Annotated in this window: 22 protein-coding genes; 10 read left to right on the top strand and 12 right to left on the bottom strand. The window is 64.8% G+C overall.

The window, feature by feature from the left end; all coding sequences use genetic code 11:
- On the top strand, window positions 1–507 hold a 507-nt coding region (locus tag VJ811_RS08335; protein ID WP_324071802.1), incomplete at its 5' end, for an NADP-dependent oxidoreductase.
- Between the two features lie 24 nt (window positions 508–531).
- On the opposite strand, the gene VJ811_RS08330 is transcribed toward VJ811_RS08335, so the two are convergent.
- Together VJ811_RS08330 and VJ811_RS08325 are read right to left on the bottom strand one after the other, a co-directional pair.
- Window positions 532–1,947, bottom strand: coding sequence for a DEAD/DEAH box helicase (locus tag VJ811_RS08330; protein ID WP_324071801.1), 1,416 nt, complete (start codon window positions 1,945–1,947; stop codon window positions 532–534).
- A 115-nt stretch (window positions 1,948–2,062) separates the two neighbouring features.
- Window positions 2,063–2,587, bottom strand: a complete 525-nt coding sequence (locus VJ811_RS08325) for a hypothetical protein (RefSeq protein ID WP_324071800.1) — start codon at window positions 2,585–2,587, stop codon at window positions 2,063–2,065.
- A 189-nt stretch (window positions 2,588–2,776) separates the two neighbouring features.
- Here VJ811_RS08325 and VJ811_RS08320 point away from each other — a divergent pair, with 189 nt between their 5' ends.
- Together VJ811_RS08320 and VJ811_RS08315 are read left to right on the top strand one after the other, a co-directional pair.
- On the top strand, window positions 2,777–4,201 hold the full coding sequence (locus VJ811_RS08320) for an FAD-binding oxidoreductase (RefSeq protein WP_324071799.1): 1,425 nt from the start codon (window positions 2,777–2,779) through the stop codon (window positions 4,199–4,201).
- Between the two features lie 129 nt (window positions 4,202–4,330).
- Window positions 4,331–5,110 (top strand): SapC family protein, encoded by a 780-nt coding sequence (locus tag VJ811_RS08315; protein ID WP_324071798.1) that lies wholly within the window; start codon window positions 4,331–4,333, stop codon window positions 5,108–5,110.
- Window positions 5,111–5,208: 98 nt separating this feature from the next.
- On the opposite strand, the gene VJ811_RS08310 is transcribed toward VJ811_RS08315, so the two are convergent.
- Window positions 5,209–5,475 (bottom strand): DUF1674 domain-containing protein, encoded by a 267-nt coding sequence (locus VJ811_RS08310; protein ID WP_324071797.1) that lies wholly within the window; start codon window positions 5,473–5,475, stop codon window positions 5,209–5,211.
- Here VJ811_RS08310 and VJ811_RS08305 point away from each other — a divergent pair.
- Window positions 5,474–6,775: an RsmB/NOP family class I SAM-dependent RNA methyltransferase gene (locus VJ811_RS08305; RefSeq protein ID WP_324071796.1), complete on the top strand. Its 1,302-nt coding sequence runs from the start codon at window positions 5,474–5,476 to the stop codon at window positions 6,773–6,775. The two genes, VJ811_RS08310 and VJ811_RS08305, sit on opposite strands and share 2 nt — an antisense overlap.
- Here the strand turns inward: VJ811_RS08305 and VJ811_RS08300 are convergent.
- From VJ811_RS08300 to VJ811_RS08290, 3 genes are read right to left on the bottom strand one after another with little or no spacing between them, the layout of a single operon-like run.
- Window positions 6,767–8,548, bottom strand: coding sequence for an adenylate/guanylate cyclase domain-containing protein (locus VJ811_RS08300; protein ID WP_324071795.1), 1,782 nt, complete (start codon window positions 8,546–8,548; stop codon window positions 6,767–6,769). The genes VJ811_RS08305 and VJ811_RS08300 overlap by 9 nt on opposite strands.
- Window positions 8,545–9,726, bottom strand: coding sequence for a YARHG domain-containing protein (locus tag VJ811_RS08295; RefSeq protein WP_324071794.1), 1,182 nt, complete (start codon window positions 9,724–9,726; stop codon window positions 8,545–8,547). Before VJ811_RS08295 ends, VJ811_RS08300 begins: the two co-directional genes overlap by 4 nt.
- A 59-nt stretch (window positions 9,727–9,785) precedes the next feature.
- Complete coding sequence (locus tag VJ811_RS08290) at window positions 9,786–11,522, bottom strand: DUF885 domain-containing protein (protein WP_324071793.1); 1,737 nt, start codon at window positions 11,520–11,522, stop codon at window positions 9,786–9,788.
- 408 nt (window positions 11,523–11,930) lie between these two features.
- Between VJ811_RS08290 and VJ811_RS08285 the strand changes: the two genes are divergently transcribed.
- From VJ811_RS08285 to VJ811_RS08270, 4 genes are all read left to right on the top strand, one after another.
- Window positions 11,931–13,244 carry an MFS transporter gene (locus VJ811_RS08285; RefSeq protein WP_324071792.1) on the top strand — a complete coding sequence of 438 codons (1,314 nt, stop codon included), beginning with the start codon at window positions 11,931–11,933 and terminating at the stop codon, window positions 13,242–13,244.
- 126 nt (window positions 13,245–13,370) lie between these two features.
- A complete protein-coding gene (locus VJ811_RS08280; protein ID WP_324071791.1) occupies window positions 13,371–14,039 on the top strand; it encodes an alpha/beta hydrolase in 669 nt (222 codons plus the stop codon).
- Window positions 14,036–14,956, top strand: coding sequence for a cysteine synthase A (gene cysK, locus VJ811_RS08275; protein WP_324071790.1), 921 nt, complete (start codon window positions 14,036–14,038; stop codon window positions 14,954–14,956). Before VJ811_RS08280 ends, cysK begins: the two co-directional genes overlap by 4 nt.
- Before the next feature lie 9 nt (window positions 14,957–14,965).
- Window positions 14,966–16,120 carry a cell wall hydrolase gene (locus VJ811_RS08270; RefSeq protein ID WP_324071789.1) on the top strand — a complete coding sequence of 385 codons (1,155 nt, stop codon included), beginning with the start codon at window positions 14,966–14,968 and terminating at the stop codon, window positions 16,118–16,120.
- Window positions 16,121–16,149: 29 nt separating this feature from the next.
- On the opposite strand, the gene VJ811_RS08265 is transcribed toward VJ811_RS08270, so the two are convergent.
- A complete protein-coding gene (locus VJ811_RS08265) occupies window positions 16,150–16,887 on the bottom strand; it encodes a glutathione S-transferase family protein (RefSeq protein WP_324071788.1) in 738 nt (245 codons plus the stop codon).
- Window positions 16,888–16,945: 58 nt separating this feature from the next.
- On the opposite strand from VJ811_RS08265, the gene VJ811_RS08260 reads away from it, so the two are divergent.
- A complete protein-coding gene (locus VJ811_RS08260) occupies window positions 16,946–17,689 on the top strand; it encodes a YafY family protein (RefSeq protein ID WP_324071787.1) in 744 nt (247 codons plus the stop codon).
- A 12-nt stretch (window positions 17,690–17,701) separates the two neighbouring features.
- Here the strand turns inward: VJ811_RS08260 and VJ811_RS08255 are convergent, their stop codons facing one another.
- The 5 genes from VJ811_RS08255 to VJ811_RS08235 form a co-directional block, all read right to left on the bottom strand.
- Window positions 17,702–18,835, bottom strand: a complete 1,134-nt coding sequence (locus VJ811_RS08255) for a zinc-binding dehydrogenase (protein WP_324071786.1) — start codon at window positions 18,833–18,835, stop codon at window positions 17,702–17,704.
- Between the two features lie 232 nt (window positions 18,836–19,067).
- Window positions 19,068–19,817 (bottom strand): 3'(2'),5'-bisphosphate nucleotidase CysQ, encoded by a 750-nt coding sequence (locus tag VJ811_RS08250; protein WP_324071785.1) that lies wholly within the window; start codon window positions 19,815–19,817, stop codon window positions 19,068–19,070.
- A gap of 4 nt (window positions 19,818–19,821) precedes the next feature.
- Window positions 19,822–21,723, bottom strand: a complete 1,902-nt coding sequence (cysN, locus tag VJ811_RS08245) for a sulfate adenylyltransferase subunit CysN (RefSeq protein ID WP_324071784.1) — start codon at window positions 21,721–21,723, stop codon at window positions 19,822–19,824.
- The gene (gene cysD / locus VJ811_RS08240) at window positions 21,723–22,628 is read right to left on the bottom strand and encodes a sulfate adenylyltransferase subunit CysD (RefSeq protein WP_324071783.1); all 906 of its coding nucleotides are present in this window, start codon (window positions 22,626–22,628) and stop codon (window positions 21,723–21,725) included. The genes cysN and cysD overlap by 1 nt, the downstream gene beginning before the upstream one ends.
- An 82-nt stretch (window positions 22,629–22,710) precedes the next feature.
- A complete protein-coding gene (locus tag VJ811_RS08235) occupies window positions 22,711–23,613 on the bottom strand; it encodes a LysR family transcriptional regulator (protein ID WP_324071782.1) in 903 nt (300 codons plus the stop codon).
- Between the two features lie 100 nt (window positions 23,614–23,713).
- On the opposite strand from VJ811_RS08235, the gene VJ811_RS08230 reads away from it, so the two are divergent.
- The coding region (locus tag VJ811_RS08230; RefSeq protein ID WP_324071803.1) for an acyl-CoA dehydrogenase family protein at window positions 23,714–23,871 on the top strand (158 nt) is incomplete at its 3' end.

The raw sequence follows: 23,871 nt of genomic DNA, 5'->3' as shown, positions 1-23,871 counted from the left end.
GCGCGCGAAATGACCGTGATCGGCTCGGCCGGCGGCGCGGACAAATGCGCGTGGGCGCTCGATCTCGGCGCCGACGCGGCGATCGATTATAAGGCCGGGCCGGTGCTCCCCCAACTCGCCGCCGCGCTCGAACGCCTCGGCCAGCCGGGCATCGACGTCTATTTCGACAATGTCGGCGGCGAACATCTCGACGCCGCCTTTGCGACCGCCAATGATTTCGCGCGCTTCGCGATCTGCGGCATGATCGACGTCTACAACGACGCGAAACCGCAAGAGATGAAATATATCATTCGCACCATTCCGGCGCGGATCCGCATGGAAGGCTTTATCTACACCGACCAGTTCATCGACTGCATGGAGGAATTCTATGCCGACATGGGCGGGTTGATCGCCAGCGGGGCGGTAACGATGCGCGAAACCGTGCACGACGGGCTGGCATCGGCGCCCGACGCCTTTCTCGGCCTGTTCTCCGGCGGCAATATGGGAAAGATGCTGGTCAGGATCTGACCAGCACGCCTTTCTGTCCTGCGGTCAGCTGTCGAAGCCGACCGACAGGAAGCCCGGCATCGGGCCGTTCCAGCCGTCGTCGGGGCCGTCCAGATCGTCCTGCCGGGCAGGCGCCGGTTTGCGATCGCCCCGCGGCTTACGGTCTTCACGCGGCTTCCGGTCCTCGCGCGGCTTCGCAGGCTGCGCTTCGGCGGCAGGCGCCGGATGCGCCGGCGCCTTCTCGGGCTTCGCTGCGGCTTTGCCGCGTCCACCGCGCGCCGAACGTCCGCGCCGCGGTTCGCCCTCTTCCGCATCGCGATCGGGCTTGGCGACATCGGCCGCCGGCGCGCCAGCGCCATGAATTGGAATCTTGTAACCCGTCAGCTTCTGGATATTGTCGATCGCCTCGTCATCCGAGGGCGTCACCAGCGTAAACGCGCGTCCTTGGGCACCCGCACGGCCGGTGCGGCCGATGCGGTGGACATAATCGTCGGGGTGCCATGGCGCGTCGAAATTGAAGACGTGGCTGACGCCCTTGACGTCGAGGCCGCGCGCCGCGACGTCCGATGCGACGAGAATGTTGATCGTGCCATTCTTGAACCGTTCGAGTTCGGCGGTGCGGCTCGACTGATCCATGTCGCCCTGGATCTCGCCCGCTTTATAGCCATAGCGTTGCAGCGATTTTGCAAGTTCGCGTACGGTCGTCTTGCGGTTGCAGAAGATGATCGCAGTGCCGACCTTCTCGGCCTCGATCAGGCTGCGAAGCGTATCGCGCTTGCTGCGTTCCGATGTCTTTACCAGGAACTGCTCGATATTCTCGTTCCGGCTTGCCGGACGCGCGACTTCGATCGTCTTCGGATTCGACAGGAACTTGTCGGCCAGCCGCTTGATCGGCGCCGGCATCGTCGCCGAGAACAACAGCGTCTGCCGAGTCGCCGGCAGCTTGGTGCAGATATTCTCGATGTCGGGGATGAAACCCATGTCGAGCATCCGGTCGGCTTCGTCGATGACGAGCAGGTTGCAACCGGTCAGCAAAATCTTGCCGCGTTCGAACAGGTCCATCAGGCGGCCCGGTGTCGCGATCAGCACGTCGACGCCTTTTTCCAGCGCCTTGACCTGATCGCCCATCTGCACGCCGCCGATCAGCAGCGCCATCGAGAGCTTGTGATACTTGCCGTATTTTTCAAAATTTTCGGCGACCTGCGCCGCGAGCTCGCGCGTCGGCGCAAGGATCAGCGAGCGCGGCATCAGCGCGCGGGCGCGTCCGTGGGCGAGGATGTCGATCATCGGCAGCACGAACGAGGCGGTCTTGCCGGTGCCCGTCTGGGCGATGCCGATGATGTCGCGCATCATCAATACCGACGGAATGACGCCCGCCTGGATCGGGGTCGCTTCGTTATACCCCGACTCGTCGATGGCGCGCAAAAGTTCGTCGGAAAGGCCGATGTCGGCAAATTTCATAAGATCATCATGTCCGGAAAAAGAGTTGGCGCCCTGCCTCCCACGCAGGCGGACGTTGCCGCGGCCATTGGGCAAATGGCGAGGAAAAGTCAAGGAAAGGCCGCGATAAACGCGATTAATCGTCTTCGCGGACCGGAACCATCAACTTGAACTTGTCGATCTCGCATTTTGCGCCGGTCCGGGCGTGGATCTGATCGCGATCCTCGCACAGCTTTCCGTCCTTGCTGCCCTGCATGTAGAAACCGGCATAAAAATCGAGCGCGCGGCAACCACGGTTGAGCTGCGCGCGCAGCCGCTGCTTCTGCCGCGTAATAATATCGATACTGTCGCGCTGGACCGCCTGCATTCCCAATATATTGCGCATGGATACGCATTTGGGCGCTTTTTTCTCTTTCCAGACGACCGGCAGTTCGGTCGCCCGTTTGGACATCGAAGGTCCCGCGGCGAAATTGTTAAGCTGCGAACGCTGCGCCGGGACGCGAATGATCAGCTGCTGCTCGATCACCACCTGCCAAAAGGAAGACGCCTGCTCGGGCGTCGGAGCAGAAATCGCAACCAACGGTTCGGGAGCCGCAACGGGCACCGCCGCGTCGGCCGCGGGCGCAGCGGCCACGAACCACAGGAATGCCGCCGTCAGCACAGCCCCGCTGCCGCTCCTTTGGCGTCCCGACCGAAGATTTCGCTCACCTGTGGCTCCCGCGTCCATGCCCGCTGGACGAAAAGATACTATTCGTCCATCGCTCCCTTTAACAAGGATGATTGAACATCAAATGAACTGCTGTCACCCCCCGCCCGCTTGCGGAGCAGGAAATTTCCGGAGTGGACCGGCATGACGTGCCCGCCATCTGAATCTTTGCTCGATACATTCGCGAACTTGCTCGGCCCCAAAGGCTATAGCACCGACCCGGATGCGATGGCGCCCTGGCTGACCGACTGGCGCGGGAAATATCACGGACGCGCCGCCGCGATGCTGTCGCCCGCGAGCACCGAAGAAGTCGCCGCCATCGTGCGCCTCTGCGCCGAGGCGGAAGTCGCACTGGTCCCGCAGGGCGGCAACAGCGGCATGGTCGGCGGCGCGACCCCCGATGCCAGCGGCGACCAGTTGCTGCTCAGCCTGCGCCGCCTGAACCGGATACGCCATATCGACGAGGCGGGGCAGCTTGCCGTTGCCGAGGCGGGCGTGATCCTCGAGAATTTCCACAACGCCGTGCTCCCGCACGGACTCCGCTTTCCGCTCACCTTGGGGGGCAAGGGATCGGCAACAATCGGCGGGCTGGTGTCGACCAACGCCGGCGGAACGCAGGTGCTGCGCCACGGATCGATGCGCGCGCTGGTCGCCGGCATCGAAGCAGTCCTGCCCGACGGCAGCATTTTCGATGGCCTGGCCCCGCTCAAGAAAGACAATCGCGGCTATGACCTGCGACATCTGTTCTGCGGTGCCGAGGGGACGTTGGGGATCGTCACCGCAGCGTCGCTGCACCTGGTTCCCGCGGCTGCGGCCCGGCGGACCGCGTGGATCGGGATCGATACGCCCGAAAGCGCGCTATTGCTGCTGCGCCGTGTCGATGCCGCGATCGGGCGCGAGCTCGAGGGGTTCGAGCTGATTCCGCACAGCTGCCTCGATGCGGTGCTGCGGCATATCCCCCAAACGCGCGCGCCGCTTGCAACCGCCCAGCCGTGGTACATACTGCTCGAACTCGCCGGAGAAAGCGATCAGGCTCTCGGCGAAGCCCTGGAATCGCAGCTCGCGGCGGCGCTCGACACCGGGCTGATCCGCGATGTCGTGATCGCGAAAAGCGACCATGAGAGCGAGGATTTCTGGCGCCTGCGCGATTCCATCTCGGAAGCGGAACGCGCCGAGGGGCCGGCGTTGCAGCATGACGTCAGCGTCCCCGTCGATTTGATGCCGGCTTTCATCGCGGAAAATCCGGCGCGACTGACCATGGCCTTTCCCGGCGCGCGGGCGCTGTCGTTCGGGCATCTCGGCGACGGCAATGTCCATCACCATGTCCAGCCCCCCACCGACGCTGATGGCGCAACATGGCTCGCCGAGCATGGCGCGGCGGTCAACCGGCTAATCTACTCGCACGTCCTCGAACTCGGCGGATCGATCTCGGCCGAACATGGCATCGGCCAGATGAAGCGCGACATCCTGGCTGAACTGGATAGTCCGGCGCGCTTGTCCGCGCTGCGCCGGATCAAGACAGGGTTCGATCCGGCTGGCATTTTCAATCCCGGAAAACTGGTCGCCTGATCACCCCCAGTCGGCCACGCCGCATATCGCCCGCCCCATATCATCGCCCTCTTGCGCCGCAGGGCGCGGGTCAATAAGGCGCTTTATCCTTTTCGTCCCGAACTTCGGGACCTTTACCGGAGTTCAAACATGGCCACTGCGCCCGCACCTGCCAATCTGCCGCTGTTCTACAAGGATCTCGCCCCGCTTTCGAGCGTCGAGCATGCCGATTTCCACGCACGTCCGCTCGACAACGCCGAATTCCTGGTCGGCCAGCACGCCATCCCGCTGACCTCGGACGAGTTCGTGTCGGCCTGCCGCTTCTTCCCGATCGTCTTTTCGGCTGGCGACAATCCGGTTCCGCTCGCGCTGATGGGCCTCAACGAAGGCATCAACACTTTCGTCGACGACGAGGGCAAGCTGATCAATCCGGTCTATGTCCCGGCCTACATCCGCCGCTACCCCTTCCTTCTCGCGCGGCTTCAGCCCGATTCGGAAGATTTGTCGCTCTGCTTCGACCCGACCTCGGGTGCGATCGGCAAGTTCGACGAGGGCGATGCGCTGTTCGTCGACGGCCAGCCGTCGGAGCAGGTCCAGGCCGTGCTCGAATTCTGCAAGAATTTCGAAGAAGCCGGCCAGCGCACCGGCATGTTCATGGACGAGTTGAAGAAGGCCGACCTGTTGATGGACGGTGAAGTCGCCATCCAGCAGGAAGGCAATGACAAGCCCTTTATCTACCGCGGCTTCCAGATGGTCGACGAGAACAAGCTGCGCGAACTGCGCGGCGACGTGCTGCGCAAGCTGATGCAGAATGGCATCCTCGCCCTGATCTTCGCGCACCTCTTCTCGCTGCAGCTGATGCGCGAAATCTTTGCCGAACAGGTGAAGAGCGGCAAGATGCCCCTCAACGCCGAGCTTCCGGCGGTTTAAGCACGAAAAACCATGGCCGCCCTTGCGCTGCGCAGGGGCGGCCATTGCATTCCGGCCCCTATCCCCAGATTATCGGCCGAACCGTGGCGTCGTCCCGATCAGAAGTCGACCGCGACCCCCTTCAATTCCCAATCGCCATAGCGCACGGGGTTGCGCCCGCCGGGCTGGTCCTCGGCCTTGTCCTCGTGGATGGGCTCGGGCGACGGCAACGCGCTGTTCGTCCAGCCTGCGGGCGCTTTCACATGCGCGGGACGCTTTACAGCGCGCGGCGTTCCGCCGATGGTTCCATTTGGGCTGCTGTCGGTCATGATACCCGCCTTATAGGATTTTTCATGCGTCACGCCAACCACGCCATTACCCGTCATGGCTGATCGCCGCCCGCCCCGGCGCCAGCGATCGTCCGGCGGAGCCGATCCTGCGGGCACGGCGACACGCCGCGCCGCGCTGCGGCTGATCGACGCGATCCTGCGGCGCGGCGACCCGCTGGATATCGCAATGCATGCCGCCACCCAAGGGCTGACCGGCGCCGACCGCGCCTTCGCCGTGGCGATCGTATCCGAAACGCTGCGCTGGATGGTCGACATCGATGCGCTGATCGACGGTGCAACGGCGCAAATCCTCCCCGACGACGTCAAATCACGCGCGGTACTGCGGATCGCGCTGGCGCAGTTGCTGGTTCTCAAAAGCCCGGGCCATGCGGTCGTATCGACCGCTTTGCCGCTCGTCGATGGCGGGCCGCGACGGCTGGTCCACGCAATCCTGTCGCGCGCGCAGCAAGAAGAATGGCAGCTTCCCGGGCGCGCCACGCTGCCCCTGCCCACCGCCGAACGCTGGGCCGAGCAATGGAGCCTGCCGATGGTCGAAGCCGCCGAAGCGGCCTGGAGCGCGCCGCCGCCCATTGATCTCAGCTTTACCGCCGAACCGGGAGCGGAAGAATGGCCCGACGCCGTTTCGCTCGCGCCGCTGCACCGCCGCCTGCCACGCGGTCAGGCGGTCGAAACGATGCCCGGCTATAGCGAAGGCGGCTGGTGGGTGCAGGATTTGGCGGCCAGCCTGCCCGCGCGCCTGCTCGGCGCCGGTGAAGGCCGGACCGTGCTCGACCTCTGCGCTGCGCCCGGCGGCAAAACGATGCAACTCGCCGCGGCGGGGTGGAATGTCGTCGCGGTCGATTCCAGCGCGAAACGCCTCGAACGGCTGCGCGCCAATATGGAACGCACCGGCCTGTCGGCCGAAATCGTCCAGGGCGATATCCGGTCGTGGGCGCCGGCGGATCAGGCCGACGCGGTCCTGCTCGACGCGCCCTGCTCGGCGACTGGCATCTTCCGCCGCCACCCCGATGTGCTCCACCGCATCGAACCGCGGCAGATTGCAGAGATGGCCGTGCTGCAGGCCGAACTGCTGTCGCGCGCGACGCGATGGGTCAAGCCGGGCGGAACGCTGATCTATGCGACCTGCTCGCTCGAGCAAGCCGAGGGCGAAGAACAGGTGTCGACCTTCCTCGATCGCCATGCCGGATGGGCCATCGACCCCGCGCGCGCCGAGGAACTGCCCGAAACGATTGTGGCCGACGACAAGGGCTTGATCCGCACGCTCCCCGCCATGCTCGCCGAAGCGGGCGGGCTCGATGGCTTTTTCGTCGCACGGTTGCGCGCGCCGTCAGGCTGAGCCGCGCGACAAGCGATAGAGCGCGAGTTCGCCATAATCCTTGGCGAGCTGCACCTTGCCGACATAGTCGCAATCGAAATCGCTGGCGTTGTGAAGCGCCAGCATCGCGGCGAGCGGCTGCGTGCAATAGACTTGGCCGACCAGCGTCACCGGCTCGATCCGCGCGGTGCGCGTCACCTCGGTGCCGTACCAGAGCTCATTCCCGACCACCGGATCGATGCCGCGATAGATCGGCCCGAAATGGATGCCCGTCCGCATTCCGGCCTTTCGCCCGTCGAGCCCGAGACCGGGCGGCAGGACACCAAGCCGCTCCTGCATCGCGAGCGCGATCCGCGCTGCCGTCGCCGGGTCGTCGATGATGGCATAGACGGCGTCGCCCCATGTGTTGCGGAACAAGACCGCATCGCCGAAATCGTCGAGCACGCGGCCGATGCCGCCCATCACTTCGCTCGCAAAGATCGGCAGCTCGGCTTCGCCCAGTTTCGAGAAGCCTGCGAAATCGGCGAATAATATCGCGTACAACCCGCGCCGCGTCCCTTCGGGCGGCCTGGGCGCCGGAGGGAAATCGAGATTGCGGTCGAGATCGCCCGCGGAAATCGTCAAGGTTTCGCCGCCGTGCCGCTGCCAGAGCGCCATGTCGGCATTGGTTCCGGCAATCGCGGCCAAAGGACGTGCGGCGACGTCGGGGTCGACGACCGCGAGCTGAATTGCCGCTGTTTCCAGTTCGCGCGCGCGCAGCTTGGCAAGCCCCATCATCGTGTGCGAGCCGAGGACGAACTGGCAGTCGTCGCTGACGTAGCGCGAACTGCTGGCGAAATGGACCATCGCCGCCCGGTCGCGGCATACGACATAACGCGCCAGCCAGGCTTCGCCGCCCGACAGCACCGATTGGGCGATGAAATCATCCTCGGCGAAGGGCAACACGACGGTAAGGTCGATCCCGCGCGCCAGCGCCTCTTCGGCGAACAGGATATCGGCGCCGCAAGCCAGCGGGCCGATCATCGCCGACAGCGGCTGTGCATCGAGCGCGGTGCCGATAGCGGCGCGGGCATTGGCCTCGCCGGCGCCGCCCGCCCGGAACATGCGCCCGCAATAGACGCCGACCGGGGGCGGACGAAGCAGGTCGACGACGGCAGCGGCATGGCCGACGTCGATCGCCCCGCTGGCGGCAAGCCGCGACAGCTGGCGACAGGTCGACGCCCGATCGCCGGCGCGCGCTCCCGACCCACCCTGCGCGGCCTGCGCATGGTGCAACGCCTCCTCGCCGCGGTTCAGCAGCAGCAGCGCCTCTACCAGCGTTGCCCGGTCCCAATAATCGTCGGCGGCGCCATTTGCCGCAATCGGCCCCGCCAGCGCCGCCGCGCGCTCGCGTTCGCCGAGCAGCGCGTAAAGGCTGGCGGCGTTGATCGCCGGAAAGGAAGCGCCCGAAAGCCGCCAGGCGCGATCATAGGCCGCGGCCGCCTGCCCCAGCAGCTCCGCGCGACGATCGCCATCATTGTCGAAGGCGGCGTCCTTCCATATTCGCCCCGCCAGCGCGAGGCTGTCGACGTCACCCGACGCGGCAAGGCCAAGCTGTTCATAGAGGTGCATCGCGCCCAGACTGTCGCCCGATGCGGCGAGCGCGCGCACCAGCAAGTAGCGCAGGCGCGGGCTGTCGACTCCGGCGCGCTGCGCCGCCGCCGCACAGTCGAACGCGCTCAGCGCATCGCCCTCCGCCAGCCTGTGCGCGACCTCGGCTTCGGCGGCCGCAATCGGGTCCGCCGATCCCGTCATCGCGCCGCTGTTTCGGCCGATTTCAGCAACGCAACATTCGCTTTCTCGGTGGCGGACAGCTCGACCGTGTCGCTCGTCGGGCTATACCAGTCGAACTGGCTGAAATGCGCACGGAGCGACGGATCGCTGAAACGGAACCCGTTGCGCGCGAAAATCTCGTTGCGCGCGATCCGGAGTTCGAGCGCGCTGTAATTGCCGAGCTCGTCGGCCGAAAGCAGCCGGTCCGAAGAGTCGGGAATGACGACACCGCTGCCGCCGACGCCCGCCGGCGCGGCACCGGCGGGGATCGCCGGCGCGCCGCCTTCGACGAGGCGGATATATTTGCGGAACATGAAGCCCGTCGTGCCGTCGGCCTTGCGCACGCGCCACCACGCGCCCGATTGTTTGTACGTCAGGAATTTCTCGCCATCGAGCACCTTGCCGATGATCGTGCTTTTTGCGCTGCGCTCCGAGCGGATATTGGTGAAGCCCTCGGGATCGTCGATCACCGCTGCGAGTGTGAAGGCTTCGGCCGGGCCATCACTTGCTGTTCCGGGCGTTTCCGCGACTCCCTTTTCATCTGGCAGGATGGCGGCTTCGGTCGCCGAAGGAGCGGGTTCCGCCGGCGGTTGCAGCAGTTTCCACGCGAGCAAAGCTATCGCGATCGCGGCGAGCGCTACAAGCGCCCAGGCGAGTGTCAAAGCCAGAGAGGACTTCCGTTCCCCCGGGACGGCCTGCAAATCTTCCGACGGCTCGGGTGTCGCAACGGGTGCGGGCGTTGGTCGCGGCGGGGGCGCTTCGACCGCTTCGCGTCCGCAAAGCTCCTCAAGGCTCATCAGGACCTTGCGCCAGGCGCTATGTCCCGGATCGCCGTTCCAGTCGCGCAAATCGGCGAACTGGATCTGGTTGAACGGCAGCGGCGGCATCACATCGTCGATCGCCGTCTGCACCAGCTTCTTCTGGTTGCGCGCAACATCGGCCTCGGCACGCACCCATTCGGACTGCGCCGATGTGTGCGACCAGACGACGATCGCCGCCTTCGCGCTGCCGATCTTCTCGGTGATCACGTCGCCATAGGAGCGATGCGGCGGGAGTTCGGCGTCCCACCACACATCATAGCCCGCCGCTGTGACCGCCGCCGCGATGTCGGCGACGCGCGCCTTGTTGTCGCGCGAATAGGAAATGAACACGTCGACCATCGGCTAGCCCCCTGTTTTGAAGAGGCTAGCCGCCTGTCAGTCGATTCGCCAGCCCGGCCTCAGAAGACCGCCTTCGGCGCCGGCTCCTTCATCATCGCCGCGCGGACCATCGGGATCGGCGGGCCGCCGTATGACAGGAACTCGTCGTGGAACGCCTTCCACTTGGTCTTGTCGCCCGCCCCCCCGTTTTTGGCTGTCCAATCCTCGCGCAGCTTGCGGATCATCAGCTTGCCCATCGTGTAATTGAGATAGGCGGGATCATAGGTGCCGCGCGCCGCCTGTTGCCGCGCGTTGCCCTCATCCTGATAGCATTGTTCCTTGAACAGCTTTTCGCTGTCCGCGACGGTCATGCCCTTGGTGTGAAGCCCAATCGCCGACAGATAGCGGCAATCGCGAAGCAGCGCGTTCGACAGCTGGCCGATATGCGTCTCGGGATCGCCCTCGCCCAGCCCCGCATCCCACATCATCTCCTCGGTATAATGCGCCCAGCCCTCGGCGAAGGCATAGCCGACGAACAGCTTGCCGAAGATGCTCTCGGCGCGGTTCGAGTGGAGGAAGTTGAGGAAGTGGCCCGGCCATACCTCGTGGACCGAGGTGAACATCAAATCCTTGCGCCCCGGCACGAAATCGGCCTGCGTCTGCTTGTCCCACGCGGGGTCGGGCGGCGAGATATAATAGACCGACGGCAGGCCTTTTTCATAAGGCCCCGGAATGTCGATATAGGCGCTGTTCTGACGGTTGTACGGCGGCGATTCCTCAACCTGCGCCTGTTCGGTGCCGGGGATCGTCACGATATCCTTTTCGATCAGGAAGGCGCGCAACGTCGGCAACTGGCGCCGCGCCTCGGCGACCGGGCCGTCGGCGGGCTTGTCGGAATTCATCTTCTTCATGCAGTCGGCGATCGTCATTCCCGCGGCATAGGTCGCGCACGCGGCCTTCAATGCGTCCTGGTTGCGCTTGAGATCGGCCTGTCCGATGCGCTCCAGCTCGTCGATCGGTGTGTCGACACCCTCATTGGTCAGGATCATCTTCGAGAATTTCGCGGCGCCCAGCGCATAGCCATCGGGCGTGCCCGGCTGCGATCCGACATATTTGGCAAGATCGGTCATCGCCGCGCCGGCCTTCGCGGCGGCTTCGTCGAACTGCTTTTGCAGCGCCTCGTCCTTGACCGAGGCGAAAGCGGCCTTGGCGTCGCCCGTGTAATAGTCGGCGAAGCCGCCGAAACCGGCGGTGCCATATTTGACGAAAGTCGCGGGCAGCGGCAGCTTCAAATTGGCCTTGATCTGCGCCGCGGCCGCAGGGATCTTTTCGGCATAGGCGATGAACGCCTTCATCCGCGTCGTCGCATCGGCATAGGGCCGCGCGATATAGACATTGGGGTCCAGCGCCCCGGTGTAGAAGGCCGGATTCTTCTGTGCGAAATCGGTATCGCGAAGGAAGAAGAGCTGGCCCTGCGCGACGTGGATCAGATAATCGCGCTCGAACTTCTCGGCATCTGTCATCTCGCCGTCGAACGCCTTCGCATCGGCGATGGTCTTTTCGAGATAGGCGGCCTGCTTCTCGAGCCCCTCGGGCGACCAGTCGGGAAGCTGCCCGTCGAACTCATGCTTGCCCTGATAGACCGCGAAATTCGGATTGAGCGGGAAATAGCCTGCAAGGAAATTGTCGCGGAACTCGGTCCAATTTTTCGCGCTCGACGCGGTGGCCGACTTGTTGTCGGATGCGTTGCAGGCGGTGAGCGCGAGCAGCGTCGCGGCCATGGCGGCGCCGCCAAAGCGAGCGAATTTGCGATTCATTCCTTAGATCTCCCCGAAAGTGATGGCGGGTTTCTGCCACCATGACCGACAAGTGGCACCCGCTAATCGACGAACGACAGTTTTGGGGTGGGGAGCTGCCATCCTCCATTTTCGTCATCCCCGCGAAAGCGGGGATCCAGAGCGTCCGTCGGCTGGCCTAGCCCTGGGTTCCCGCTTTCGCGGGAATGACGAAATATTAGAAACCGGGCGTCCGCAATCGGTCGTTTGCCGTCATTTCACCCGGATCGGGGCCGGATGGCGGAAACGGGGTGGGGGCTGTCGTTGCGGCGGCGATCTGTTTTCCCCTCCCGCAAGCTGGAGGGGAGAAGAAACGTCCGCAACCGGCCGAAGGCAGCCAAGGCACAATCGCCCTAGACAGCTTCGCAAACACCGCTAGGGCGGTCTTCAATGGCGACGATCCCTCCCCCCGAAGGCGAAGATCCGGTAGTACCGGAATCAACGCCCAAAGCCCCCTCCCCGCTCAGCTTTTCCGACTTTCGCTATTTCTGGCTCGCGCGCTTCACCGCGGTGATGGCGACGATCGCGATGGTCGTCGTGATCGGCTATCAGCTCTATGACACCGCGCGCACCGACTATGGCATGTCGATCAAGGAAGCGTCATTTCAGCTCGGTCTGCTTGGCCTCTTCCAGTTCGTCCCGCTCGCCATCCTGACCCCCGTCGCGGGCTGGGCCGCCGACCGGTTCGAGCGGCGCAGCGTCGCGATCTTTTCGAACCTGATCGATCTCCTCATCGCCGCGACGCTCGGCTGGTTCACCTGGCATGACCAGTTGACGCTGCCCTTGCTCTTCACCCTCGCCGCGCTCCACGGCGTCGCACGCGTCTTCTCGGGGCCAGCGATGAGCGCCATCGCCCCCAATATCGTCCCGCCCGCGGTGCTTCCGCGCGCTATCGCGATGAGCAGCATCGCCTGGCAGTCGGCGTCGGTGATCGGTCCGGCGGCGGGGGGCCTGATCTATGCCGCGCATCCGGGCGCGGTGTATGTCTTCTCGGCCATCCTCCTTGCCATATCGGCCTTCACGCTCAGCCGGGTGCGACCGGTCCAGCCGCCGCCCGCCGAAGTCCGCCGCCACCCGCTGCGCGAGATGGCCGACGGGCTGCGCTTCGTATGGATCGAGCGCTTCCTGCTCGGCACGATCACGCTCGACCTGTTCGCCGTTCTGCTGGCGGGCGCGACGGCCATGTTCCCGGTGTTCGCCCGCGATATACTGCACGCGGGCCCCGAAGGCGCAGGATTGATGCGCGCCGCCGTCGCCTTCGGGTCGGTCGGCGTAGCCGTCGGTCTCGCGATCCGTCCGATCGAGCGCAACGTCGGGGTGAAAATGCTGTGGGCGGTCGCGGTTTTCGGCGTCGGGACCGTCGTGTTCGGGCTCTCGACCAACCTGTTCCTGTCGCTCGGCGTCCTTGTCCTGATGGGCGCCGCCGACATGTTCTCGGTCTTCGTGCGCGGCACTTTGATCCAGCTCAACACCCCCGACCATATGCGCGGCCGCGTCAGCGCCGCATCGGGACTCGCCATTTCGGCCTCGAACGAGCTCGGCGAAATGCGCGCCGGGGCGATGGCGGCCGCGCTTGGCCCGGTCGGCGCTGTCGTCATGGGCGGCGCTGCGGCGGTTGGCGTAACCGCGCTCTGGGCCTGGATATTTCCTGAATTGCGACGTGCGCGCACATTCGAGCCGCAATTCAGGCAAACCGGCGGATAGGATCGAAACCATTCGCCGTACCTCGCGCTCCTTTCGTCAAAAGCATATTGTCAATTTAATCAGTTGAGTTATCTATCACTCACCCGCCACCGCGGTTCCCCTCTCTCCCCTGACGGAGTGACCGCCATGCACAATTCGAATATCCGCCACAAAATCCTGACCATTCCCGGCCTTTACAACAGCGGCCCGACCCATTGGCAAAGCCTGTGGGAGCGAAGCTTCGACCGCTGCGAGCGAATCGAGCTCGGCGGCTGGGACGCGCCGGTGAAGGACGAATGGATCGACCGGATCGCGACCGCGATCGACGCCGAACATGAACCCGTCCTCGTCGCGGCGCACAGCCTTGGCTGCCACGCCTTTGCCCATTGGTTCGCCGCCGCCAGCAGCGTCGCGCGCGACCGTATCGCCGGCGCGCTGCTCGTCGCGCCGCCCGACCTGACCCAGCTGAGGCGCGACAAGCGCGTCGAAAGCTTCACCGACTCGCCGCCGCTGTCGTCGCAGACGCCGATGATCGTCGTGGCCAGCGATGACGATCCCTATGCGAAAACCTCCTATGTCTGGCGCCTTTCGCGGCACTGGGACGCGCGTTTCGTCAACGCCGGACCGTTCGGCCATATCAACGCGGACTCGGGCGTCGCCGACTGGCCTTATGGACAGTATCTGCTCGCATCGTTACAACCCGCGACCACGCCGGCGCTGGCGGACGAGGCACTATGGCTGCGCGCCGGAGACTGGCCAAATCGTGTCCGCCGCGACCCGCGATTCGAATTCAAGGAAAGAGCGCACCGATCATGAAAGCCAATTCGATCCTCGAGACCATCGGCAACACGCCGCACATCCGTGTCGCCAAGCTGTTCCCCGACGCCGAAGTCTGGGTAAAGTCGGAACGCAGCAATCCCGGTGGATCGATCAAGGATCGAATCGGCCTCGCGATGATCGAGGCGGCCGAAAAGGACGGCAGCCTGAAAGCCGGCGGCACCATCGTCGAGCCGACGTCGGGTAACACCGGCATCGGCCTCGCGATGGCGGCCGCGGTGAAGGGGTACAAGCTCGTGCTCGTCATGCCCGAAAGCATGTCGGTCGAACGCCGCCGGCTGATGCTGGCCTATGGCGCGACCTTCGACCTGACGCCGCGCGAAAAGGGCATGAAGGGCGCCATCGAACGCGCGATCGAGCTGGTCGAGACGACCCCCGGCGCGTGGATGCCGCAGCAGTTCGAGAATGAAGCCAATATCGACGTCCATGTCCGCACGACGGGTCCCGAAATCCTCGTCGATTTCAAGGATACGCCGATCGACGTGCTGATCACCGGCGTCGGCACCGGCGGCCATATCACCGGCGTCGCGCAGTTCCTGAAGGGACATTGGCCGAACCTGAAGGTCTATGCCGTCGAACCCGAAGCCTCGCCGGTCATCTCGGGCGGCCAGCCCGCGCCGCACCCGATCCAGGGCATCGGCGCCGGCTTCATCCCGCGCAACCTGCATACCGACCTGCTCGACGGCGTGATCAAGGTCGACGCCGCGTCGGCAAAGGATTTTGCCCGCCGCGCTGCAACCGAGGAAGGCATGCTCGTCGGCATCTCGTCGGGTGCGACGCTGGCGGCGATCGCACAGAAACTCGCCGAGCTTCCCGCGGGTAGCCGCGTGCTGGGATTCAACTACGACACCGGCGAGCGTTACCTGTCGGTTCCCGATTTCCTCCCGGAGATCTGAGTCCAGCGCATGCGCCCCGATGGTCATCAAACGGCGTTGCCCATCCGGCGCGACTGGACGGGCTGGCTGTTTGTGCTGCTCGTCGCCCTTGCCATCGGTGCCGTGCTCTATGCCAGCAACCCGGGCGGCGTCGGCACCCTTGCCACCCGGCCGCACCCGGTCGCGCCACCCGCAGATGTCGTGCCCGAAGTGCTGCCGATGGAGCTTGCGCCAGTTACCGAGGAGGACGCTCGCGCCGCGAACGCCCGCATCGCGCTGATCACCAAGGGCTTCATCGCAGCGCGGCCCTTCCTCTATGCCGGAAACGGCGACGACCGACTTCGCGCGCGTGATTGCCTCGCCGCGGCGATGATTTACGAGGCTGGCGACGACGCCAAGGGACAGCAAGCGGTCGGCCAGGTCATTATCAACCGCGCGCGGCACCCCGCCTTTCCGAAATCGATCTGCGGCGTCGTGTTCCAGGGGTCGGAGCGCACGACGGGCTGCCAATTCACCTTCACCTGCGACGGAGCCCTCAATCGCCGCTATTCGGACGCGGCGTGGACGCGCGCGCAGAACAATGCCGACATGATGCTGTCGGGCGGAACCTATCCGCCGGTCGGCCTCGCGACCCATTATCACACCGACTGGGTGCGCCCCTATTGGAGCGATAGCCTGGAAAAGATCGCGATCGTCGACACGCACCTGTTTTTCCGCTGGCCGGGTTATTGGGGCACGCCGGGGGCGTTCCGCGGCGCGGTGTCGGGCAGCGACGGCCCGGTCGCGAAGTTGGCGGCATTGTCGCCGCTCCACGCAATCGCACTGGGGCTGCCGACCGATGTGGCCGCTGGCGTCGACGCCAACGCCGCGGTCGGCGAAGCGCGCGTCGTTGCCGGCGCCGGCGAGGCGGCGGGCCGCGACACCATCTATACCCAGCTCGACCGCAAAGCCGCGCCCGAAAGCTTTGTGACGACGGCGCTGCGGCTGTGCGGCGATAAGCCCTATTGCAAGTTCATGGGCTGGACCAACCCGATGCTGAAACCCGACAGCGATGCGATGAGCGATACGCAGCGTGCAGCGATGACCTTTTCCTACCTCCGCGACGACAAGGCGGGGTTCGAAAAGGCGCTGTGGAATTGCAGCGAATATAAGCGCGACGACGTGCGCCAGTGCATGAAACGCTGACACACATCATTGTGTGACCGCTACCGCTCTCAGGCCGCTTCGACCTCGACCAGCATCGATGGCCAACGATCCTTCGCAAAGAAACGCGCGTCCATTCGCTTTAAATAGTCAGTCAGATTGTCGTGCGCAGCCACCATCTCGCGCAGTTCGCTGTCGAAGATCGGCGCGGTACAGGCCGACAACGCGCCAAAGGCGATGCCGTCGATCGCGGTCGGATGGTCGGCAAGAAAAAATGCCTTGTCGCCGAGCAGCACCGCCGCCGCGTCGATGTCGCGCCGCGCGAGTTGCATTCGCTCGGCGCGGCTGTGCCGCCCGATTCCACTGATCTGATAACCCGCGCGGACGCGTTCGAGCGTATCGGCAATGACCGTGGCGCGCATCGCTTCGGGAACCGCGGCAAAGAACATCGCGGGGCCGCGTTCGAAATTATCGCTTTCGAGCCAGCGCTCGTGACCGACAATCGACGCCATACGGTCCTCGAACATCCGCTCAGCCGCCCAGGCGATCGCACGCTGTTCGGCGTTCAGTCCATGATCGAGGTCGGCGCCCAACTGCTCCTCGAAATACAGGCGAATGAAGGTCGAATCCTCGATAATGCGGCCTTCGTCCTCGACATAGGGCGCCTTGTGCTTGGCAACGCTGTCGAGATCGGCGATCGCGCGATCGAACGGGATACCGAGCATCTGAAGCTGGATATCGGCCTTCATCACATAGGGGCTCGGGCTCGGGCAGCCGAACATCGGCCCCCATCCAAATAATGTCGTCATCGCTCGTCTCCTGCTTTTCGAAAGGATGTTTTCCACCTATCGCATTGCTGCTGACAGCATGATGTCAGCATGGACGTGCCAGGATCCGACGATGCGACGAACCGAACGGCTTTTCGGGATCATTCAGACGCTGCGCACCGCGCGCCGGCCCGTCGCCGGCCATGCGCTGGCGGCGCAGTTCGAGGTTTCGTTGCGCACCCTGTATCGCGACATGGCCGAATTGCTGGCGCAGCGCGTTCCGATCCGCGGCGAGGCGGGGACCGGTTATGTCATCGACCGCGCGTTCGACATGCCGCCGCTGATGCTGACGGTCGACGAACTCGAAGCGGCGGCACTGGGCGCGGCATGGGTTGCGCAGCGCGGCGACGATGCCCTCGCGCGCGGCGCGCGCGATCTTGTCGCGAAACTGTCGGCGGCCGTCCCCGACCATCTGCGCACGGCGATCATCGATCCGGCAATCCAGCCCTTCTCGTTCCGCGGTCGCCGGCAGGACGGCCAGGATGTGTCGGTGATCCGCGCGGCGATCCGTGACAGGCGCAAGCTCGCCATATCCTATGTCGATGTCGAGGGCCGACCGACCGAACGCACCCTGTGGCCGATCGTCGTCGGCTATCAGGACGAGGTGCGCCTCGTCGCGGCGCATTGCGAGCTACGCGGCGCATTTCGTCACTTTCGCACCGACCGGATGCGCCGCGTCGAAAAACTCGACGCACACATTCCCGAACCGTTCGCGCGGCTGCGCGCGCGATGGGAGTTGCACCAGCGTCGGCGGAGTTGCGGCGAACCGGCAGACTCCACCTGATCGCAAATACCGCTATGGCCGGATCAGATATTTCTCGCCCGTGCGCTTCGCGTTATACGCCTGCGCGGTATCGACGTTCAGCGCTTCGGTCAGCGAGATTTCGTGGCTGTAGTGGCTCTTGAAGGTCGTCGTCAGTTCATCGACGACGCGTTTCCGCATCCGCCCTACGGTTTCCATGCCCGCCTTCGCCATGAAGGGCGTGAGCAGGAAGCCCGACAGCGACCAGGTCAGCCCGAAGCTGCGCGCTGAGAAGGTGGTCGGCGACAGGTCGAGCGCGCCATAGATGTAGACCTGCTTGAAGGTATCCGAACCATAGCGGCTGTAAGTCGTCATCCGCTTGACCGCCGCGGCCTCCATCGCGGTGAGGACCTGCCCCGCCAGCTTGCCGCCGCCGGTGGCGTCAAAGCCAATCGTGGCGCCGGTCTCGACAATCGCGTCGACCAGCCGCTCCATGAAATCGTCGGCGCTGCTGTTGACGATATATTTCGCGCCGATGCTTTTCAGAATTTCGACCTGCGCGTCGCTGCGCACGATGTTGACCAGCGGGATGCCGTCCTTGGCGCAAATCTTGACGAGCATCTGGCCAAGGTTCGATGCGGCGGCGGTGTGGACGATGGCGCTATGCCCCTCGGCCTTCATCGTTTCGGTGAAGGCAAGGCTGGTGAGCGGGTTGACGAAGCAGGAGGCGCCGTCCTTGGGATCGGTGCCGTCGGGCAGTGCCATGGTCATCTGGACCGGCAGGCAGCGATATTCAGCGTACATCTCGCCGCCGAGCAGTGCGACGGTCTTGCCGAGCAGCGCCTGCGGCTCGGGCGTATCGCCCGCGGCGACAACGGTGCCGCAGCCTTCGTTGCCGATCGCGAGTGCGTCGCCGACGCGGCCCGCCATTGCGCGCATGCCCGCGGGCGGGACGTCGGCGGTGATCAGCGGCTGGCCATCCCTGGTCGACGCACGCGCGGTCGACATGTCGGCACCACCGAACAGCAGGCCAAGGTCGGACGGGTTGATCGGTGCGGCGAGCACCTTGACCAGAACTTCATGCGGTTTCGGCACCGGCATCGGGCGGCGCTCGAGCGACACTTCGAGCTGCCCTTCGGGCTTCACGAGCGTCAGCATAGTGAGGTTGGTTTCAGGCAGGTCGGTCATTGCGTATCTCCCGTCGCTTTTCGGTTTCTCGATGCAACGGATTAGGCGAGGAGGCGACGCGTGACAATGGGCCCGCCGTCACTTTTCCATCCGTTCGCATCGAGCCCTTCGACTGCCGTGGCAGGCGCTCAGGATAAACTTCCGGCTGCGCCGGAAGTCGAGATGCCTCGCAGGCACGCGCTCCCGACGGGTGTCTCGACTTCGCTCGACACGAACGGGATTTGGGCTCCGCTTAGCGGGGCAAATATTCCGCCGCGAGGCGCAGCACGTCCGCGGCAAACTCCTTACGGCAGATCAACAGGTCGGGAAGATAAGTCTCCCGATTGTTGTAACGTATCGGTGACCCATCGACGCGGCTGACGTGCAGGCCCGCCGCCTGCGCCACCGCGACGGGGGCGCAATTGTCCCATTCATATTGGCCGCCGGTATGGAGATAGATATCGGCCTCGCCGCGCACCACCGCCATCGCCTTGGCGCCCGCTGAGCCCATCGCAACGAGTTCGGTGCCCAGCTTTTCTGCGACGAAAACGGCTTCGGCGGCGGGGCGTGTGCGGCTGACGAGCATGCGGAGCGGCTGGTTTGCCGGCTGGAGCGCGACGGGATCACCCGAGGTCAGCGTGATGCCGAGCCCCGGCAGCGCAACCGCGCCGACCGTCGCGACGCCATCGACGGCGAGCGCGACATGCACCGCCCAATCGTCGCGGCCCTCGCCATATTCGCGGGTGCCGTCGAGCGGGTCGACGATCCAGACACGCGACTGGCCACGGCGGACAGGATTGTCCTTTTCCTCTTCGGAGAGGAGCGCGTCGTCGGGCCGTGCCGCACGAAGCTCGCGACACAGCATCGCGTTGGCCCGCTGATCGCCCGCCTGCCCCAGCGCCTTGCCTTCGAGGTCGCCCCGCGCGCGCAGGTCGAGCAGGATCGCGCCCGCTGCCGTAGCGAGCCGTTCGGCCAGTTGTTCGTCCGTTTCCCCCGCGTCCAATATATTATCCCAACAAGCGATCGATGATCAGGTCCGCCGCCTCTTCGGGCGTCATCGCGGTCGTGTCGATGCGAATTTCGGGGCTCTCGGGCGCCTCATAGGGGCTGTCGATGCCGGTGAAATTCTTGAGCTGACCCGCGCGCGCCTTTTTGTAGAGGCCTTTGACGTCGCGGCGCTCGGCCTCGGCCAGTGGCGTGTCGATGAACACCTCGATGAACTCGCCCTCAGGCAGCATGCTGCGCACCATTTCGCGCTCGACACGGAAGGGCGAGATGAAGGCGGTGATGACGATCAGGCCGGCGTCGCTCATCAGCTTCGCAACCTCGCCGACGCGACGGATATTCTCGATCCGGTCGGCCTCGGTAAAGCCGAGGTCGCGGTTGAGCCCGTGACGGACATTGTCGCCATCGAGCAGGAAGCTGTGGCGGTTCATCCGGTGCAGGCGCTTTTCGACGAGGTTGGCGATCGTCGATTTGCCCGAACCCGATAGGCCGGTGAACCAGAGGAGCGCGGGGCGCTGGTTCTTGAGGTTCGCGCGCATGTCGCGGTCGATGTCGGTCGCCTGCCAATGGACATTCTGCGCGCGGCGGAGGCTGAAGTGCAGCATGCCCGCGGCAACGGTCGCGTTGGTGAGCTTGTCGATCAGGATGAAGCCGCCGAGCGTGTGGTTGTCGCCATAGGCCTCAAAGACGATCGGCTTGTCGGTCGACAGTTCGACGACGCCGATGCCGTTGAGTTCGAGCGTCTTCGCCGCGAGATGGTCGAGCGTGTTGACGTTGATCTCGTACTTCGGCGGCTGGATCGTCGCCGAGACGGTCTGCGTCGCGAGCTTCAGCCAATAGGCGCGGCCCGCGATCATCGCCTCCTCGGCCATCCAGACGAGCGTCGCCTCGAACTGGTCCGCGGCCTCGGGCGGCGCATCGGCGGCGGCGATCACGTCGCCGCGCGAGCAGTCGACCTCGTCGGCGAGCGTCAGCGTGACCGACTGGCCGGCGACGGCCTCTTCAAGATCGCCGTCGAGGGTGACGATGCGGCTGACGGTGGTCGTCTTGCCGCTCGGCAGAATGCGGACAGGATCGCCTGGCGCGATCTTGCCGCCTGCGATCTGGCCCGAAAAGCCACGGAAATCGAGGTTCGGGCGGTTGACCCATTGTACGGGCAAGCGGAAGGGTTTGGCTTCGTCGCCGGTGCTTCCGACCTCGACGGTTTCGAGATGTTCGATCAGTGCCGGGCCCTTGAACCACGGCGTGTTATCCGACAGCGCGGTGATATTATCGCCCTTGAACCCCGAGATCGGGATCGCGGTGAAGTTGGTGATGCCGATCTCGCTCGCAAAGGCGCGATAGGCCAGCGTGATGCGGTCGAAGATCGCCTTGTCGTAATCGACGAGGTCCATCTTGTTCACCGCGAGCACGATATGCTTGATGCCGATCAGATGCGCGAGGAAGCTGTGGCGGCGCGTCTGGGTGAGCACGCCCTTGCGCGCATCGATCAGGATCACGGCGAGGTCGGCGGTCGAGGCGCCGGTGACCATGTTGCGCGTATATTGTTCGTGCCCCGGGGTGTCGGCAACGATGAACTTGCGCTTCTCGGTCGTGAAAAAGCGGTACGCGACGTCGATCGTGATCCCCTGCTCGCGCTCGGCGGCGAGGCCGTCGACGAGCAAGGCGAAATCGATCTCCTGCCCCTGCGTGCCGACGCGTTTGCTGTCAGCTTCGAGCGCGGCGAGCTGGTCCTCGAAGATCATCTTGCTGTCGTAGAGCAGGCGGCCAATCAGCGTCGACTTGCCGTCGTCGACCGAGCCGCAGGTGATGAAGCGCAGCAGCGATTTTTGCTGATGCTGTTCGAGATAGGCGTCGATATCCTCGGCGATCAGCGCGTCGGTGACGTAAACAGGATCGGTCATTAGAAATACCCCTCCTGCTTCTTCTTCTCCATGCTGGCGTCACCCCCGTCCTTGTCGATGATGCGGCCCTGGCGTTCGCTGGTGGTGGTCAGCAACATCTCCTGGATCACTTCGCTGAGCGTGCTGGCTTCGCTCTCGACGGCGCCGGTGAGCGGGTAACAGCCGAGGGTGCGGAAGCGCACCGAGCGCTCGACGGGCGTTTCGCCGGGGAGCAGGGGAAAGCGGTCGTCGTCGACCATCAGCAGCAGGCCATCGCGCTCCACGGTCGGGCGCGGGGCGGCAAAGTAGAGCGGGACGATTGGGATATTTTCGCGCGCGATATATTGCCAGATATCGAGCTCGGTCCAGTTCGAGATCGGGAAGACGCGGATGCTTTCGCCCTTCGCCTTGCGCGCGTTGTAGAGATTCCACAGTTCAGGCCGCTGCTTCTTCGGATCCCAGCCGTGGGTCGCGGTGCGGAACGAGAAGATACGCTCCTTGGCGCGGCTTTTTTCCTCGTCGCGCCGCGCGCCGCCGAAGGCGACGTCGAAACCGTGGAGGTCGAGCGCCTGCTTCAGCCCCTCGGTCTTCCACATATCGGTGTGGAGCGGTCCGTGGTCGAACGGATTGATCCCGCGCTCCTTGGCTTCGGGGTTCTGATAGACGAGCAATTCCATGCCGCTCTCGGCCGCCATGCGGTCGCGCAGCTCGTACATCGCCTGGAATTTCCACGTCGTGTCAACATGGAGCAGCGGGAACGGCGGCGGCGAGGGATAGAAGGCCTTGCGCGCGAGATGCAGCATGACGGCGCTGTCCTTGCCCACGCTGTACAGCATCACGGGCTTGGCCGCGTCGGCCATCACTTCGCGCATGATATGGATGCTCTCGGCCTCGAGCCGGTCGAGATGGGTCAGCGTATCGGTCATGCCCCGCCATTGCCGCCGCTGTATGCGGCGATCAAGCTGTATGGCCTTTCTGGGGGGCAAGCCAGGCTTGTGAGGCTTCCGGTCATGCGGCGGTATCGACCTTCGCCTGACGCCACTCGGCCGCGATCGCGCCGATCGTATCAAGCGCGTGCGCGAGCCGCGGCGCGATTTCGGGAAGTCTGCGCCAGGCGGGATCGGCGATCAGGCCCAACTCGCGGCGGAAATCATAACCCGCGACCTTCAGCGGCACGATGCCGTCGATCGCGAGCGAGACGGGCGCCGTGGTGATCCCGATCCCCGCTGCGACCATGCGCAGGCAGCGCTCGTCGCTCTCGCTGCGCAGCGCAAAGCGTGGGCGGACGCCGTGGCGCGTGAAGAAACGGCTCGTCGCATCGAGGAATTCGCACGAGCGGCGCGCGATCATCGTTTCGGCAGCAAGTTCCTCAGGCGCCACCTCGATGCGTCCTGCGAGCGGATGGTCCGACGCGACGAACATCGCGAGCGGTTCTTCGTAGAGCGGCATCACATGATCGCCGCGCTCGCCCGTCCGCAGCGGGACGAGCGCCATGTTGATACGGCCGTTGCCGAGCGCGGCGCGGAGTTCGGAGTCGCTGTTCTCGATAAGTTCGATCGCAAAGCTCGGCCGCAGCGCGGTCGCGATCGCTTGCAGCAATTCGGCGGGCGCCGAGCGGATCACGCCGAGCTTGAGTTCGCTTGCACGGGGATCGCTCTCGCGGCCGAAGCTGTCGGCGGCGCGAAAGCCGCGTTCGAGATCGCGCGCGATGGGGAGAAAACGCCCGCCCGCCTCGGTCAGCCTGATCTGGCGGCGGTTGCGAATGAACAGCGGTGTGCCGACCAGTTTTTCAAGCTCGGCGATGCCGGTCGACAGCGCCGGCTGGGTCACGCGGATGCGCAGCGCCGCCTGCGTAAAGCTGCCGGCGTCGACGACGGCGAGGAACTGACGGATATGCGTACGCTTTATCATAAATTTTTCTTATGCTAAATCTCACCTCGTTTCAATTTCCCTATGCTGATATTTTGCTGCACTATCGCGCCCTGTCCTGCCCTTGATCGATAGGTAATCCATGCGCGCCACCCCCGATTTCGATTTCGCGCTCGGCGAAACCGCCGACATGATCCGCGACACCACCGCCCGCTTCGCCGACGAACAGATCGCCCCGCTCGCCGCCAAGGCCGACGCCGACGACTGGTTCCCGCGCGACGAGCTATGGACGCAGATGGG

This window comes from Sphingopyxis sp., from assembly GCF_035250425.1.
Classification (GTDB): Bacteria; Pseudomonadota; Alphaproteobacteria; order Sphingomonadales; family Sphingomonadaceae; genus Sphingopyxis.
Note: the sequence above shows the minus strand (reverse complement) of the source record. Positions and strands in the feature narration are given on the sequence as shown.